The following is a 12,212-nucleotide window of genomic DNA, read 5'->3' as shown; positions in this document are numbered from 1 at the left end:
TAAATAAAAAAGGGCATAGATGCAGTCATTACAACTGTCCCGCCCTTGAAGTTCATTTATATCTAAATTACACGAATTCAATGATAACCATTGGTGCTCCGTCACCACGGCGAGGACCCATTTTCAAAATTCGTGTGTAGCCGCCTTGACGATCTTGGTAACGTGGTGCCACTTCATCAAATAATTTTTGCAATGCATAGAAAGGTTTTTCTTTTTCCTTTCCGTCTTGGCCTGAAACTGTCACAGTTTTCGCAACCTCATTGCGAATAAACTGTGCTGCTTGGCGACGAGCATGCAAATCACCACGTTTACCTAAAGTAACCAGCTTCTCTACAACAGCACGAAGCTCCTTTGCACGGGCTTCAGTCGTTTCAATTCGTTCGTTAATAATTAAGTCCGTTGCTAAGTCACGGAGCATTGCTTTACGCTGCGCACTAGTACGTCCTAATTTTCTATAAGACATGTGATGTTCCCTCCTTTGTTGGAAGTTGATCTATATAGACTTTGAAAAATCAGTTAATCGTCTTTTCGTAAACTCAAACCAAGGTCTTCTAATTTTTGTTTTACTTCTTCTAGCGATTTGCGTCCTAAATTACGCACTTTCATCATGTCCTCTTCTGTTTTGTTCGCAAGTTCTTGAACTGTGTTAATACCTGCACGTTTCAAACAGTTATAAGAACGAACAGAGAGGTCAAGTTCCTCAATCGTCATTTCAAGCACTTTTTCTTTTTGGTCCTCTTCTTTTTCAACCATGATTTCAACATTTTGCGCTTCATCTGTTAAGCTAACGAAAATGTTTAAGTGCTCCATCAAAATTTTAGAGCCAAGTGCGATAGCTTCCTTTGGACCGATGCTTCCATCTGTCCAAACATCAATTGTCAGCTTATCATAATCTGTCACTTGACCAACCCGTGTATTTTCCACTTGATAAGAAACTCTAGAAACGGGTGTGTAAATCGAATCGATTGGGATGACACCTATTGGTTGATCTTCCCGTTTATTTTCCTCAGCCGGGCTGTATCCTCTCCCGCGCTTCGCCGTCATTCTCAGCCGCAAATGAGCATCTTTCGCAAGAGTTGCAATATGAAGATCAGGATTTAATATTTCAACATCGCTATCGTGAGTTATATCTGCTGCCGTAATGGGCCCTTCACCTTGTACGTCAATTTCTAGCGTCTTCTCTTCTTCTGAATAAATTTTCAGAGCAAGCTTTTTTAAATTTAAAATAATCGTTGTAACATCTTCGACGACACCATCAATTGTAGAAAATTCATGGAGGACGCCGTCAATTTGAACAGATGTTACAGCGGCACCAGGTAGTGAGGATAATAGGATACGACGTAAGGAGTTACCCAAAGTTGTACCATATCCACGCTCAAGTGGCTCGACAACGAATTTCCCATATTTCGCGTCATCACTGATTTCAACCGTTTCGATTTTTGGTTTTTCAATTTCAATCATTCTAAATAAAACCCTCCTTCAAAACGTCGAAACCCCGGCTAGACAAAGAAGAGAAAACGCGTCTAACCGAAATTCCCCAATCATAAAGTCCCGAATGTGCACAAACAACATCTTAATAAATGCTAGAATCTATAACTGTATCATAACCCATTATTGACAGGGTTACAAAATATATACAGATAAATTACACACGACGACGTTTTGGCGGACGGCATCCATTATGTGGAACAGGTGTGACGTCTTTAATAGATGTCACTTCAAGACCTGCTGCTTGAAGAGCACGAATCGCAGCTTCGCGGCCTGCGCCAGGTCCTTTTACAGAAACCTCTAATGATTTCATTCCGTGCTCCATAGAAGCTTTAGCAGCTGCTTCAGCTGCCATCTGTGCAGCAAACGGAGTTGACTTACGAGAACCTTTAAATCCTAATGCACCGGCACTTGACCAAGCAATTGCATTGCCGTGCACATCAGTAATAGTGACAATCGTGTTGTTAAAGGTTGATCGAATATGTGCGATGCCTGTCTCAATATTCTTTTTTACGCGGCGTTTGCGAGTATTTGTTTTACGAGCCATTTACAGTTAACCTCCTTTACTTATTTTTTCTTGTTAGCAACCGTACGGCGCGGTCCTTTACGAGTACGTGCGTTATTTTTCGTATTTTGGCCTCGAACAGGCAAACCACGGCGATGTCGGATACCACGGTAGCAGCCAATTTCAATGAGACGCTTAATGTTTAGAGAAACTTCCCGTCGAAGATCTCCTTCCACTTTATAAGTGTCGACAATGTCACGGATTCTTCCTAATTCTTCTTCTGTTAAATCACGAACACGAGTATCTTCGGAAACTCCAGCTTCAGCTAATATTTTTTGAGCTGTTGAACGACCGATTCCGTAAATATAAGTTAAAGAAATGACAATGCGTTTATCGCGTGGAATATCTACACCAGCAATACGCGCCATAATATGAGCACCTCCTTCAAAAATTAACCTTGTTTTTGTTTATGTTTTGGATTTTCGCAAATAACCATAACTTTTCCTTTTCTGCGAATGACTTTACATTTTTCGCATATAGGTTTCACTGATGGTCTTACTTTCATGTTTATCCAACCTCCTTAATAATCCGGAGTGCAAATTATTTATATCGATACGTAATTCTTCCGCGGGTTAAATCATATGGTGATAATTCAACCGTTACTTTATCACCCGGCAAAATACGAATAAAATGCATTCTAATTTTTCCAGAAACATGAGCCAGCACGGTATGACCATTTTCCAACTCTACTTTAAACATCGCGTTAGGCAACGTCTCAACAACGGTACCCTCTACTTCAATGACATCGTCTTTCGCCATTCAATTGTCTCCCTTCCTCAAATCAGTAACTTGTTCATTGACAAATCGGCTTATTGCATATCGAAGTTTGCCATTTGTCACACGGCCAGTTTCCAATATACTGTTCTGAACTTCCGGAGATACGCAATCAAAAAATTCAAGATGATGGATGTTTTTTTTCTTTGGAGAATGAAACTTTCGCTTTTCTCCATCGGCAATCAATACGAATCGATCATCGAGAATTTTCACGACAATCGCATATTTGCCAGCTTCTCTCCCTTTCGTAATCAAGACAAACTGACCTATTTGCGGACTCGACTCAGGATCACTCACGCACATCACCTTCACTTAGGGTGTTGTTAAAATTTCATAACCTGTATCAGTAATGGCAATTGTATGTTCAAAATGAGCACACATTTTGCCATCTACAGTCACGACAGTCCAATTATCAGCTAACGTTCTGACATAACGGCTTCCCGCATTGACCATAGGCTCAATCGCTAAAACCATACCGGGCTTCAGCCTTGGCCCTTTGTTCGGTGGACCATAATGCGGAATTTGAGGATCCTCATGCAAGTCTTGCCCTACGCCATGACCTACGTATTCACGAACAATGGAAAAACCGTGAGATTCGACGTAAACTTGAATGGCATGAGAAATGTTCGAAAGTCTTCCCCCTGGTTTTGCTTCTTCTAATCCTTTATATAAAGATTCTTTTGTAACATCAAGCAATTTCTGTGTTTCTTCGGAAATTGTACCGACAGGATAAGTCCATGCAGAGTCCCCGTGATAGCCGTTGTATTTCGCACCAATGTCAATACTAATAATATCTCCATCACGCAATACACGGTCTCCAGGTATTCCGTGAACAAGCTCTTCATTCACGGAAGTGCAAATACTGCCGCGAAAACCATTATACCCTTTAAATGAGGGGATTGCATCATGTTCACGTATAAACTTTTCAGCAATACTGTCCAGTTCTTTTGTTGTAATACCAGGCTGAATATATTTCTGGAGTTCTTGGTGAGTTAAAGCAACAATCCGTCCAGCCTCGCGCATAATTTCAATTTCGCGCTTTGTTTTGCAAATAATCATTCACCCAAGCCTCCAAGCAAGTTGCAAATATCTTCAAATACTTTGTTAATCTCTTGCTGACCGTCAATATTTTTCAAATAGCCTTTAGATTTATAGAAATCAAGCAGCGGTTTCGTCTGCTTCAAATTCACTTCCAAACGGTTTCCAACGGTTTCAGCGTTATCATCAGCTCGTTGATATAAATTTCCTCCGCACTTATCACAAATTCCTTCTTCTTTTGGCGGATTGAATACAAGATGGTACGTTGCACCGCAATTTTTGCAAATTCTTCGTCCTGTTAGCCGTTCCATTAAAATTTCTTGGTCAACATGAATGTTGATAACATAATCAATTTCTTTATTAAGCTCTTTTAAAATTTGCTCCAAAGCCTCCGCTTGAGCAACGGTGCGCGGAAAACCATCCAATAAAAAGCCTTTATCAGTATCATTCTTGCCTAATCTTTCCCGAACAATACCAATCGTAACTTCATCCGGCACTAATTCGCCTTTATCCATATAAGACTTCGCTTGTAACCCTAACTCGGTTCCATCTTTTATAGCTGCTCTGAACATATCTCCTGTTGAGATATGCGGGATGTTGTATTTTTCAACAATTTTTTCAGCCTGTGTTCCTTTTCCTGCCCCAGGCAGCCCCATTAATACTAAATTCATGGACTCTCCCCCTCAAACGCTTTTCGAGGGAATGGGACATTCATCGCCCCACAACCTCTTATTTCATAAAACCTTTGTAATGACGTTTGACAAGCTGGCTCTCAAGCTGCTTCATAGTTTCCAAAGCGACACCGACAACGATCAAGAGACTTGTTCCACCTATTTGTGCTGAAGAAGGCAAGTCAGCAAATTTTATAAAAAAGACAGGAAGTATTGAGACAACTGCTAGAAAAATAGAACCGACAAATGTTAAACGGTATAAAATTTTCGTTACGTACTCTTGTGTACTTTTTCCTGGTCTTATACCCGGTATATAGCCGCCTTGCTTCTGCAAATTTTCAGCCATTTGCTCCGGGTTCACTTGAACAAATGTATAGAAATAAGCGAAAGCGATAATTAATGCAACGTAGATGATCATCCCGATAGGTTGCGTGTAATCAAATGTTTTTTGAATCCATCTTGTTACATCATTTGGTCCAAAGAACGATGCAATCGTAGTGGGGGTAACAATAAACGATACTGCAAAAATGACTGGAATGACTCCAGCAGAGTTAACCTTCAATGGGAGATGCGTTGAATGTCCCCCAACCGGACTTCTACCTGCAAGCCGCTTTGCATACTGAATCGGAATTTTTCGGAATGCTTGTTGAACGAAAATAACAGCTACAACTACTAATAAAACGGCAAGAACAAGCAAAACGACAGTTACAATTCTTAAAAATAGCTGATCGCCAACATCCGCAAATTGTTGAGCATAAATTTGGTTTACTGCCGTTGGAATGCCGGCAGCAATCCCAGCAAAGATAATAATAGAAATACCGTTCCCAACGCCTTTTGCGGTAATTTGCTCACCAAGCCACATTAAAAAGGCTGTTCCCGCAGTTAAAACAAGTGCGATCAACAAATAGTTTCCAATGCCAGGGTTTATGATTAACAGACCGCCGGCCATATTATTAAAGCCATATGACATTGCCAGCGCTTGAATAAATCCTAAAATAATTGTTAAATAACGCGTGAATTGGGCAAGCTTTCTGCGGCCTACTTCACCCTGCTTCGACCACTCTGTAAATTTCGGTACAACGTCCATTTGCAGAAGCTGAACAATGATTGAAGCAGTAATGTAAGGCATAATCCCCATTGCTAAAATGGAGAAGTTTTGCAATGCCCCGCCTCCAAAAATGTTCAAAACGCCAAATACGTTCAATTGGTCTTGTGCTTTTAGTACGTCTGCGTTCACACCCGGGACAGGGATAAAAGTGCCGATCCGGAAAATTACCAGCATAAGAAGGGTGAACAAGATTCGATTGCGAATGTCACCCACGCGCATAAAATTGGAGATTGCCTTGAACATTAAATCACCTCAGCAGAACCGCCGGCGGCTTCAATTGCCTCTTTTGCTGAAGCAGAAAATTTGTGTGCTTTAACCGTTAATTTTTTCTCTAATTTACCGTCTCCAAGCACTTTAATACCTGCTTTCAGTTTGCTTACAACACCTGTTTCCAAAAGAAGCTCTGGAGTAATTTCCGTACCGTCTTCAAAACGATTCAATTTGTCCAAGTTCACAACTTGATATTCTTTGCGGTTAATGTTTGTAAACCCACGTTTTGGCAAACGACGGAATAGAGGAGTTTGACCGCCTTCAAATCCAGGGCGAACTCCACCGCCAGATCGGGCATTTTGTCCTTTTTGACCACGTCCAGCAGTTTTTCCATTACCTGAACCAATACCGCGACCAACACGATTCCGCTCTTTACGAGAACCTTCTGCCGGTTTTAATTCATGAAGCTTCATAACCTTGGCACCTCCTTATTTGATTATTGTTCTTCCACTTTCACGAGATGTGACACTTTATTGATCATTCCGCGAATTGCCGGATTGTCATTATGAACAACTGTTTGATGCAATTTCCGCAAGCCTAATGTTTTAACGGTTATTCTTTGGTCTTCAGGACGACCAATTACACTCTTTTTGAGGGTAATCGCCAATTTTTTTGCCATTGTCTTTCCCTCCTTATCCTAACAGTTCTTCAACCGTTTTTCCACGAAGTTTAGCAACATCTTCTACACGCTTCAGCTGCTTTAACCCGTCAACTGTTGCCCGAACCATATTAATCGGTGTATTGGAGCCTAAAGATTTAGATAAGATATCGTGAACACCTGCTAATTCAAGTACTGCACGGACAGGTCCTCCAGCGATAACCCCCGTACCTTCAACAGCAGGTTTCAAGAGAATCTTTCCTGCACCGAATTTACCGATTACTTCGTGTGGAATGGACGTACCTACAATTGGTACTTCAATTAAGTTTTTCTTTGCATCTTCAATTGCTTTGCGGATAGCATCAGGAACTTCTTGCGCTTTACCAGTTCCGAAACCTACATGACCGTTTTTGTCTCCGACAACAACAAGAGCAGCAAAACGGAAACGACGGCCACCTTTTACTACTTTTGCAACACGGTTTACGGTAACAACACGTTCTTCAAGTTCAAGTTTGCTTGGATCAATACGACGCATCACTTTTCCCTCCTTTGTCAATTAAAATTCAAGGCCAACTTCGCGAGCTGCATCAGCTAAAGCCTTCACACGTCCATGATATAAATATCCACCACGGTCAAACACAACAGATTTAATACCTTTTTCAAGCGCACGTTTTGCAACAAGTTCGCCGACCTTTTGAGCAGCTTCTACATTCCCAGTTGATTCCAAGTTAAGCTCTTTATCCAAAGTAGAAGCACTCACAAGCGTTTGGTGATTTGTATCATCAATCACTTGAGCATAAATGTGCTTGTTGGAGCGGTATACGTTTAAACGCGGGCGAGCGGCTGTACCGGAAACCTTTGAACGCACGCGTGCATGTCTAGTTTTGCGAACCGCATTTTTACTAGGTTTTGTAATCATCTACGTCACTCCTTTCTTTCTTTATGCGGCATTACTTAGCAGTCTTACCTTCTTTGCGGCGCACATATTCTCCTTCATAGCGGATGCCTTTTCCTTTATATGGTTCAGGCGGACGAACCGCACGAATATTTGCAGCGACTGCGCCAACACGCTCTTTATCTGTACCTTTAACGACGATTTTTGTTTGAGAAGGAACGTCGATTTCAATGCCTTGTTCAGGTTCATATTCGACTGGATGAGAGTATCCGACATTCAATACTAGTTTTTTTCCTGATTTTGATGCACGGTATCCGACCCCGATCAGTTCTAAACTTTTTTCAAAGCCTTTGGAAACACCTTCAACCATATTGGCAAGAAGGCTGCGAGTCGTCCCGTGAAGAGCACGGTGCTCTTTATTGTCAGATGGACGAGTAACAGTTAATACTTGATCTTCAACTTTTATATCCATATCTGGATGAAATGTACGGGTTAATTCTCCTTTTGGTCCTTTTACTGTTACTGTATTTCCATTAATCGTAACAGTGACACCTGAAGGAATTTCAAGCGGTTTTTTCCCTACACGTGACATGAATGACACCTCCATTTCGTGTTAAAAAATTACCAAACGTATGCGAGCACTTCTCCGCCTGTTTGCTTCGCGCGTGCTTCTTTATCAGTTAAAACGCCTTGAGAAGTCGAAACGATTGCTATTCCTAATCCATTCAACACACGTGGCACTTCATTAGCTTTTGCATAAACGCGCAAGCCTGGTTTGCTGATTCGTTTAAGGCCAGTTATAACACGTTCGTTGTTAGGCCCGTACTTTAAGAAAATGCGCAAAATACCTTGTTTATTATCTTCAATATATTCATAATCGCGAATAAACCCTTCACGCTTTAAAATTTCAGCAATTTCCCGTTTAATTTTGGAAGCAGGAACTTCCAGTTTTTCATGACGAACCATGTTCGCATTGCGAATGCGAGTAAGCATATCTGCAATAGGATCTGTCATCACCATTATAAATAACCTCCTTCCCATTTATCGATACTACCAACTAGCTTTTTTCACGCCAGGGATCTGACCTTTGTAAGCAAGTTCACGGAAACAAATACGGCAAAGCTTAAATTTGCGGATGACTGCATGCGGACGGCCGCAGCGTTCACAGCGTGTGTATTCACGCACTTTAAATTTTTGCTTGCGTTTTTGTTTCGCAATCATTGACTTTTTAGCCACATTTTCGCCTCCAATCTAAATTAGCGATTATTTTGGAACGGCATGCCGAACAGAGTTAATAGCTCGCGAGCCTCTTCATCGGTTTTTGCTGTTGTAACGATTACGATATCCATACCTCTTACTTTATTTACTTTATCGTAATCAATTTCTGGGAAAATAAGTTGTTCTCTAATACCAAGCGTATAATTGCCGCGGCCATCAAATGATTTTTTAGATACACCACGGAAGTCGCGCACACGTGGTAAAGAAACGGAAATCAATTTGTCAAAGAAATCGTACATACGCTCTCCACGAAGCGTAACTTTGCAGCCGATTGGCATTCCTTCACGAAGCCGGAAGCCGGCAATGGATTTTTTCGCACGAGTCACTACAGGTTTTTGACCAGAAATGAGAGTTAATTCTTCAACAGCACTGTCCAGCGCTTTCGCATTTTGGACTGCATCACCGACGCCCATATTGATGACAATTTTTTCGATTTTAGGAACTTGCATAACAGATTTATAGTTAAACTTGTTCATTAGTGCAGGTATGATTTCTTTTACGTATTTTTCTTTAAGGCGGTTCATAAATAGACCTCCCTTCCAAATTATTTATCTAAAATTTCACCTGATTTTTTTGCTACACGCACCTTTTTGCCGTCCACAATTTTATAACCGACACGAGTCGGTTCACCTGTTTTTGGATCTAATGGCATTACATTTGATACATGAATAGGCGCTTCTTTACTGATAATTCCGCCTTGTGGATTATCTTGAGAAGGCTTCGCATGTTTTTTCACGATGTTCACGCCTTCCACAAGCACGCGGTTCTTTTTCGGATATGCTGCAAGGATCACGCCTTGTTTTCCTTTATCTTTTCCGGCGATCACCATTACTTTGTCACCCTTCTTAACATGCATCGATTACACACCTCCTTGGTAAGCCAAACTCATAATTAAAGTACTTCTGGAGCAAGAGAAACGATTTTCATAAAGTTTTTATCGCGAAGTTCACGCGCAACCGGTCCAAAAATACGAGTACCTCTTGGGCTTTTGTCTTCGCGGATGATGACGCATGCGTTTTCGTCAAAACGAATGTACGAACCGTCAGGACGGCGCACACCACGTTTTGTACGCACAACAACAGCTTTTACTACATCACCTTTTTTAACAACGCCTCCTGGTGTTGCTTGTTTAACCGTACCGACAATAATATCACCGATATTTGCTGTTTTACGACCAGATCCGCCAAGAACTTTAATTGTTAACAATTCACGTGCACCAGAGTTATCAGCAACTTTTAAACGAGATTCTTGTTGAATCATGTTCGTGACCTCCCTTCGGAATTTTTTTCATCCGAACCAAATTAAATAATAACTGCTTCTTCTACAATTTCAACTAAACGGAAACGTTTTGTTGCAGATAGCGGGCGAGTTTCCATAATGCGAACGATATCGCCGACTTTCGCTTTGTTTTGCTCATCATGAGCTTTGAACTTTTTAGAATATTTCACGCGTTTTCCATAAAGCGGGTGTTTTTTATAAGTTTCAACAAGAACAGTGATGGTCTTATCCATTTTATCCGACACGACGCGTCCAGTATAAACTTTGCGCTTGTTGCGTTCACTCATTTGGCAAACCTCCTCTCACGATTATTTGTTTGCAGCAATTTCTCTTTCGCGAATAATAGTTTTCATTCTAGCAATCGTTTTGCGTACTTCACGGATGCGGGCAGTATTTTCAAGCTGACCAGTCGCAAGCTGGAAGCGCAAGTTAAACAATTCTTCTTTTAAAGATTTCACTTTTTGTTCAATTTCGGCAGTGGTTAGATCACGAATTTCTTTAGCTTTCATTTGATTCACCACCAATTTCTTCACGTTTTACAAATTTTGTTTTGATTGGTAATTTATGAGATGCAAGACGCAGTGCTTCACGTGCAACTTCTTCAGAAACACCCGCAACCTCGAACAATACTTTGCCCGGCTTCACTACGGCAACCCAGCCTTCAGGTGCCCCTTTACCGGAACCCATCCGTACTTCTAAAGGTTTAGCCGTGTATGGTTTAGACGGGAAAATTTTAATCCAAACTTTTCCGCCACGTCTCATATAACGCGTCATCGCGATACGTGCTGCTTCAATTTGTCTGTTGGTGATCCAAGCAGGCTCAAGAGCTTGAATGCCATATTCACCGAAATGAACTTCAGTGCCGCCTTTTGCACGTCCGCGCATTTTCCCTCGATGTTCTCTACGATATTTTACGCGTTTAGGCATTAACATAATTATTTGCCTCCTTCCTCATTGTTCTTTTTAGCTGGAAGAACTTCTCCACGATAAATCCAAACTTTTACGCCCAATTTTCCGTACGTTGTATCCGCTTCTGCAGTTCCGTAATCGATGTCTGCGCGAAGAGTATGAAGCGGTACCGTTCCTTCACTGTAATGTTCAGAACGTGCGATATCTGCACCACCAAGACGGCCGGATACCATTGTTTTAATACCTAATGCACCTGCGCGCATTGCACGTTGGATCGCTTGTTTTTGAACACGACGGAACGAAGCGCGGTTTTCTAGCTGACGTGCAATATTTTCCGCAACAAGTTTTGCATCTAAATCAGCTTTTTTAATTTCTAAAATATTAATGTGCACACGTTTGCCAGTTAGTTGGTTCAAAGCCTTTCTTAAAGCTTCGACCTCTGTACCACCTTTACCGATAACCATTCCTGGCTTAGCTGTGTGGATAGTGATATTTAAACGGTTTGCCGCACGTTCAATTTCAATGCGGGAAACGGATGCATCGCTTAAACGTTTATTAATGTATTCACGAATTTTGAGGTCTTCATGTAACAGGTCTGCATAATCTTTTTCTGCATACCATTTCGATTCCCAATCACGAATGATGCCAATTCGAAGACCGACTGGATTTACCTTTTGACCCACTAATTATCCCTCCTTTTTTTCCGAAACAATGATCGTAATATGGCTTGTGCGTTTGTTGATTTGGCTCGCTCTACCTTGTGCACGTGGTCTAAAGCGTTTCAAAGTTGGTCCTTCATCAACATAAGCCTTTTCAATATATAAATTGTTTCCGTCCATGTCATAGTTATGCTCTGCATTTGCAACAGCCGATTTTAACACTTTTTCAATAATTGGTGAAGCAGCTTTAGGTGTATGGCGAAGAATGGCAATTGCCTCACCAACTTGCTTTCCTCGGATCAAGTCAATAACTAAACGAGCTTTACGAGGAGCAATTCGTACTGTTCTCGCAACAGCTTTAGCCTGCATCCTAAAATCCTCCTCTCATATTAGCGTTTTGTCTTCTTGTCATCGCCGGCATGGCCTCTGTAAGTACGAGTTGGAGCAAACTCTCCAAGCTTATGTCCTACCATGTCTTCAGTAATGTATACCGGAACATGTTTTCTTCCATCATAGACCGCAATGGTATGACCGATGAAAGATGGGAAAATAGTTGAACGGCGAGACCAAGTTTTGATGACTTGTTTGCTTCCAGTTTCATTTAATTTTTCGATTTTTTTCATTAAATGATCATCGCAGAATGGTCCTTTTTTTAAGCTACGACCCATAATGTTACCTCCC

The 12,212-nt window shown here is 41.3% G+C and carries 25 protein-coding genes and 1 pseudogene; all 26 read right to left on the bottom strand.

Features of this window, described 5'->3' with window-relative positions:
• Positions 1-67 precede the first annotated feature (67 nt).
• The 26 genes and pseudogenes from rplQ to rpsS all read right to left on the bottom strand — a co-directional run bounded on the left by rplQ (position 68) and on the right by rpsS (position 12,199).
• Positions 68-463 (bottom strand): 50S ribosomal protein L17, encoded by a 396-nt coding sequence (gene rplQ, locus NSR00_RS13200; RefSeq protein ID WP_063387185.1) that lies wholly within the window; start codon positions 461-463, stop codon positions 68-70.
• Positions 464-516: 53 nt separating this feature from the next.
• The gene (locus tag NSR00_RS13195; protein ID WP_063387184.1) at positions 517-1,461 is read right to left on the bottom strand and encodes a DNA-directed RNA polymerase subunit alpha; all 945 of its coding nucleotides are present in this window, start codon (positions 1,459-1,461) and stop codon (positions 517-519) included.
• A 184-nt stretch (positions 1,462-1,645) separates the two neighbouring features.
• Positions 1,646-2,035, bottom strand: coding sequence for a 30S ribosomal protein S11 (gene rpsK / locus NSR00_RS13190; RefSeq protein ID WP_063387183.1), 390 nt, complete (start codon positions 2,033-2,035; stop codon positions 1,646-1,648).
• Between the two features lie 20 nt (positions 2,036-2,055).
• Complete coding sequence (gene rpsM, locus NSR00_RS13185) at positions 2,056-2,421, bottom strand: 30S ribosomal protein S13 (RefSeq protein WP_063387182.1); 366 nt, start codon at positions 2,419-2,421, stop codon at positions 2,056-2,058.
• 23 nt (positions 2,422-2,444) lie between these two features.
• Positions 2,445-2,558 carry a 50S ribosomal protein L36 gene (gene rpmJ, locus NSR00_RS13180; RefSeq protein ID WP_003156543.1) on the bottom strand — a complete coding sequence of 38 codons (114 nt, stop codon included), beginning with the start codon at positions 2,556-2,558 and terminating at the stop codon, positions 2,445-2,447.
• Between the two features lie 35 nt (positions 2,559-2,593).
• Positions 2,594-2,812 (bottom strand): translation initiation factor IF-1, encoded by a 219-nt coding sequence (gene infA, locus NSR00_RS13175; RefSeq protein ID WP_003178377.1) that lies wholly within the window; start codon positions 2,810-2,812, stop codon positions 2,594-2,596.
• A pseudogene (locus NSR00_RS13170) lies at positions 2,790-3,130 on the bottom strand (KOW motif-containing protein). Before NSR00_RS13170 ends, infA begins: the two are co-directional and overlap by 23 nt.
• 9 nt (positions 3,131-3,139) lie before the next feature.
• Positions 3,140-3,886 (bottom strand): type I methionyl aminopeptidase, encoded by a 747-nt coding sequence (gene map, locus NSR00_RS13165; RefSeq protein ID WP_117017136.1) that lies wholly within the window; start codon positions 3,884-3,886, stop codon positions 3,140-3,142.
• A complete protein-coding gene (locus NSR00_RS13160) occupies positions 3,883-4,536 on the bottom strand; it encodes an adenylate kinase (RefSeq protein WP_063387179.1) in 654 nt (217 codons plus the stop codon). The genes map and NSR00_RS13160 overlap by 4 nt, the downstream gene beginning before the upstream one ends.
• A gap of 58 nt (positions 4,537-4,594) precedes the next feature.
• Entirely contained in the window at positions 4,595-5,887 is a 1,293-nt protein-coding gene (secY, locus tag NSR00_RS13155; protein ID WP_063387178.1) for a preprotein translocase subunit SecY, read from the bottom strand.
• On the bottom strand, positions 5,887-6,327 hold the full coding sequence (gene rplO / locus NSR00_RS13150) for a 50S ribosomal protein L15 (protein ID WP_063387177.1): 441 nt from the start codon (positions 6,325-6,327) through the stop codon (positions 5,887-5,889). Before rplO ends, secY begins: the two co-directional genes overlap by 1 nt.
• 23 nt (positions 6,328-6,350) lie before the next feature.
• Positions 6,351-6,533 (bottom strand): 50S ribosomal protein L30, encoded by a 183-nt coding sequence (gene rpmD / locus NSR00_RS13145; RefSeq protein ID WP_063387176.1) that lies wholly within the window; start codon positions 6,531-6,533, stop codon positions 6,351-6,353.
• Between the two features lie 13 nt (positions 6,534-6,546).
• Positions 6,547-7,047 (bottom strand): 30S ribosomal protein S5, encoded by a 501-nt coding sequence (gene rpsE / locus NSR00_RS13140; RefSeq protein WP_063387175.1) that lies wholly within the window; start codon positions 7,045-7,047, stop codon positions 6,547-6,549.
• Positions 7,048-7,068: 21 nt separating this feature from the next.
• Positions 7,069-7,431 (bottom strand): 50S ribosomal protein L18, encoded by a 363-nt coding sequence (rplR, locus tag NSR00_RS13135; RefSeq protein WP_063387174.1) that lies wholly within the window; start codon positions 7,429-7,431, stop codon positions 7,069-7,071.
• A 31-nt stretch (positions 7,432-7,462) separates the two neighbouring features.
• The gene (rplF, locus tag NSR00_RS13130) at positions 7,463-7,999 is read right to left on the bottom strand and encodes a 50S ribosomal protein L6 (RefSeq protein ID WP_063387173.1); all 537 of its coding nucleotides are present in this window, start codon (positions 7,997-7,999) and stop codon (positions 7,463-7,465) included.
• A gap of 29 nt (positions 8,000-8,028) precedes the next feature.
• Positions 8,029-8,427 (bottom strand): 30S ribosomal protein S8, encoded by a 399-nt coding sequence (gene rpsH, locus NSR00_RS13125; protein WP_063387172.1) that lies wholly within the window; start codon positions 8,425-8,427, stop codon positions 8,029-8,031.
• Positions 8,428-8,457: 30 nt separating this feature from the next.
• Positions 8,458-8,643, bottom strand: a complete 186-nt coding sequence (locus NSR00_RS13120) for a type Z 30S ribosomal protein S14 (RefSeq protein ID WP_063387171.1) — start codon at positions 8,641-8,643, stop codon at positions 8,458-8,460.
• A 20-nt stretch (positions 8,644-8,663) separates the two neighbouring features.
• On the bottom strand, positions 8,664-9,209 hold the full coding sequence (gene rplE / locus NSR00_RS13115) for a 50S ribosomal protein L5 (protein ID WP_063387170.1): 546 nt from the start codon (positions 9,207-9,209) through the stop codon (positions 8,664-8,666).
• A gap of 20 nt (positions 9,210-9,229) precedes the next feature.
• On the bottom strand, positions 9,230-9,541 hold the full coding sequence (rplX, locus tag NSR00_RS13110) for a 50S ribosomal protein L24 (RefSeq protein WP_063387169.1): 312 nt from the start codon (positions 9,539-9,541) through the stop codon (positions 9,230-9,232).
• 35 nt (positions 9,542-9,576) lie between these two features.
• Positions 9,577-9,945 (bottom strand): 50S ribosomal protein L14, encoded by a 369-nt coding sequence (gene rplN, locus NSR00_RS13105; protein ID WP_063387168.1) that lies wholly within the window; start codon positions 9,943-9,945, stop codon positions 9,577-9,579.
• Between the two features lie 41 nt (positions 9,946-9,986).
• Positions 9,987-10,250: a 30S ribosomal protein S17 gene (rpsQ, locus tag NSR00_RS13100; protein ID WP_063387167.1), complete on the bottom strand. Its 264-nt coding sequence runs from the start codon at positions 10,248-10,250 to the stop codon at positions 9,987-9,989.
• 21 nt (positions 10,251-10,271) lie between these two features.
• On the bottom strand, positions 10,272-10,472 hold the full coding sequence (gene rpmC / locus NSR00_RS13095) for a 50S ribosomal protein L29 (RefSeq protein ID WP_063387166.1): 201 nt from the start codon (positions 10,470-10,472) through the stop codon (positions 10,272-10,274).
• On the bottom strand, positions 10,462-10,896 hold the full coding sequence (gene rplP, locus NSR00_RS13090; RefSeq protein ID WP_063387165.1) for a 50S ribosomal protein L16: 435 nt from the start codon (positions 10,894-10,896) through the stop codon (positions 10,462-10,464). The genes rpmC and rplP overlap by 11 nt, the downstream gene beginning before the upstream one ends.
• A 2-nt stretch (positions 10,897-10,898) precedes the next feature.
• Positions 10,899-11,555: a 30S ribosomal protein S3 gene (gene rpsC, locus NSR00_RS13085; RefSeq protein ID WP_063387164.1), complete on the bottom strand. Its 657-nt coding sequence runs from the start codon at positions 11,553-11,555 to the stop codon at positions 10,899-10,901.
• A 3-nt stretch (positions 11,556-11,558) separates the two neighbouring features.
• Complete coding sequence (gene rplV / locus NSR00_RS13080) at positions 11,559-11,900, bottom strand: 50S ribosomal protein L22 (RefSeq protein ID WP_063387163.1); 342 nt, start codon at positions 11,898-11,900, stop codon at positions 11,559-11,561.
• A 20-nt stretch (positions 11,901-11,920) separates the two neighbouring features.
• Positions 11,921-12,199 carry a 30S ribosomal protein S19 gene (rpsS, locus tag NSR00_RS13075; protein WP_063387162.1) on the bottom strand — a complete coding sequence of 93 codons (279 nt, stop codon included), beginning with the start codon at positions 12,197-12,199 and terminating at the stop codon, positions 11,921-11,923.
• Between the last annotated feature and the right edge of the window lie 13 nt (positions 12,200-12,212).

It is taken from the genome of Aeribacillus sp. FSL K6-8394 (assembly GCF_038008865.1).
Classification (GTDB): domain Bacteria; phylum Bacillota; class Bacilli; order Bacillales; family Aeribacillaceae; genus Aeribacillus; species Aeribacillus composti.
The sequence above is the reverse complement of the archived record's forward strand: the minus strand, read 5'-3'. Positions and strand labels throughout refer to the sequence as shown.

What these genes read in the sequence shown, in the direction of transcription:
- rplQ (WP_063387185.1), bottom strand. Translation starts at nt 463, where the DNA reads ATGTCTTATAGAAAATTAGGACGTACTAGTGCGCAGCGTAAAGCAATG.
- NSR00_RS13195 (WP_063387184.1), bottom strand. Translation starts at nt 1,461, where the DNA reads ATGATTGAAATTGAAAAACCAAAAATCGAAACGGTTGAAATCAGTGAT.
- rpsK (WP_063387183.1), bottom strand. Translation starts at nt 2,035, where the DNA reads ATGGCTCGTAAAACAAATACTCGCAAACGCCGCGTAAAAAAGAATATT.
- rpsM (WP_063387182.1), bottom strand. Translation starts at nt 2,421, where the DNA reads ATGGCGCGTATTGCTGGTGTAGATATTCCACGCGATAAACGCATTGTC.
- rpmJ (WP_003156543.1), bottom strand. Translation starts at nt 2,558, where the DNA reads ATGAAAGTAAGACCATCAGTGAAACCTATATGCGAAAAATGTAAAGTC.
- infA (WP_003178377.1), bottom strand. Translation starts at nt 2,812, where the DNA reads ATGGCGAAAGACGATGTCATTGAAGTAGAGGGTACCGTTGTTGAGACG.
- map (WP_117017136.1), bottom strand. Translation starts at nt 3,886, where the DNA reads ATGATTATTTGCAAAACAAAGCGCGAAATTGAAATTATGCGCGAGGCT.
- NSR00_RS13160 (WP_063387179.1), bottom strand. Translation starts at nt 4,536, where the DNA reads ATGAATTTAGTATTAATGGGGCTGCCTGGGGCAGGAAAAGGAACACAG.
- secY (WP_063387178.1), bottom strand. Translation starts at nt 5,887, where the DNA reads ATGTTCAAGGCAATCTCCAATTTTATGCGCGTGGGTGACATTCGCAAT.
- rplO (WP_063387177.1), bottom strand. Translation starts at nt 6,327, where the DNA reads ATGAAGCTTCATGAATTAAAACCGGCAGAAGGTTCTCGTAAAGAGCGG.
- rpmD (WP_063387176.1), bottom strand. Translation starts at nt 6,533, where the DNA reads ATGGCAAAAAAATTGGCGATTACCCTCAAAAAGAGTGTAATTGGTCGT.
- rpsE (WP_063387175.1), bottom strand. Translation starts at nt 7,047, where the DNA reads ATGCGTCGTATTGATCCAAGCAAACTTGAACTTGAAGAACGTGTTGTT.
- rplR (WP_063387174.1), bottom strand. Translation starts at nt 7,431, where the DNA reads ATGATTACAAAACCTAGTAAAAATGCGGTTCGCAAAACTAGACATGCA.
- rplF (WP_063387173.1), bottom strand. Translation starts at nt 7,999, where the DNA reads ATGTCACGTGTAGGGAAAAAACCGCTTGAAATTCCTTCAGGTGTCACT.
- rpsH (WP_063387172.1), bottom strand. Translation starts at nt 8,427, where the DNA reads ATGGTGATGACAGATCCTATTGCAGATATGCTTACTCGCATTCGCAAT.
- rplE (WP_063387170.1), bottom strand. Translation starts at nt 9,209, where the DNA reads ATGAACCGCCTTAAAGAAAAATACGTAAAAGAAATCATACCTGCACTA.
- rplX (WP_063387169.1), bottom strand. Translation starts at nt 9,541, where the DNA reads ATGCATGTTAAGAAGGGTGACAAAGTAATGGTGATCGCCGGAAAAGAT.
- rplN (WP_063387168.1), bottom strand. Translation starts at nt 9,945, where the DNA reads ATGATTCAACAAGAATCTCGTTTAAAAGTTGCTGATAACTCTGGTGCA.
- rpsQ (WP_063387167.1), bottom strand. Translation starts at nt 10,250, where the DNA reads ATGAGTGAACGCAACAAGCGCAAAGTTTATACTGGACGCGTCGTGTCG.
- rpmC (WP_063387166.1), bottom strand. Translation starts at nt 10,472, where the DNA reads ATGAAAGCTAAAGAAATTCGTGATCTAACCACTGCCGAAATTGAACAA.
- rplP (WP_063387165.1), bottom strand. Translation starts at nt 10,896, where the DNA reads ATGTTAATGCCTAAACGCGTAAAATATCGTAGAGAACATCGAGGGAAA.
- rplV (WP_063387163.1), bottom strand. Translation starts at nt 11,900, where the DNA reads ATGCAGGCTAAAGCTGTTGCGAGAACAGTACGAATTGCTCCTCGTAAA.
- rpsS (WP_063387162.1), bottom strand. Translation starts at nt 12,199, where the DNA reads ATGGGTCGTAGCTTAAAAAAAGGACCATTCTGCGATGATCATTTAATG.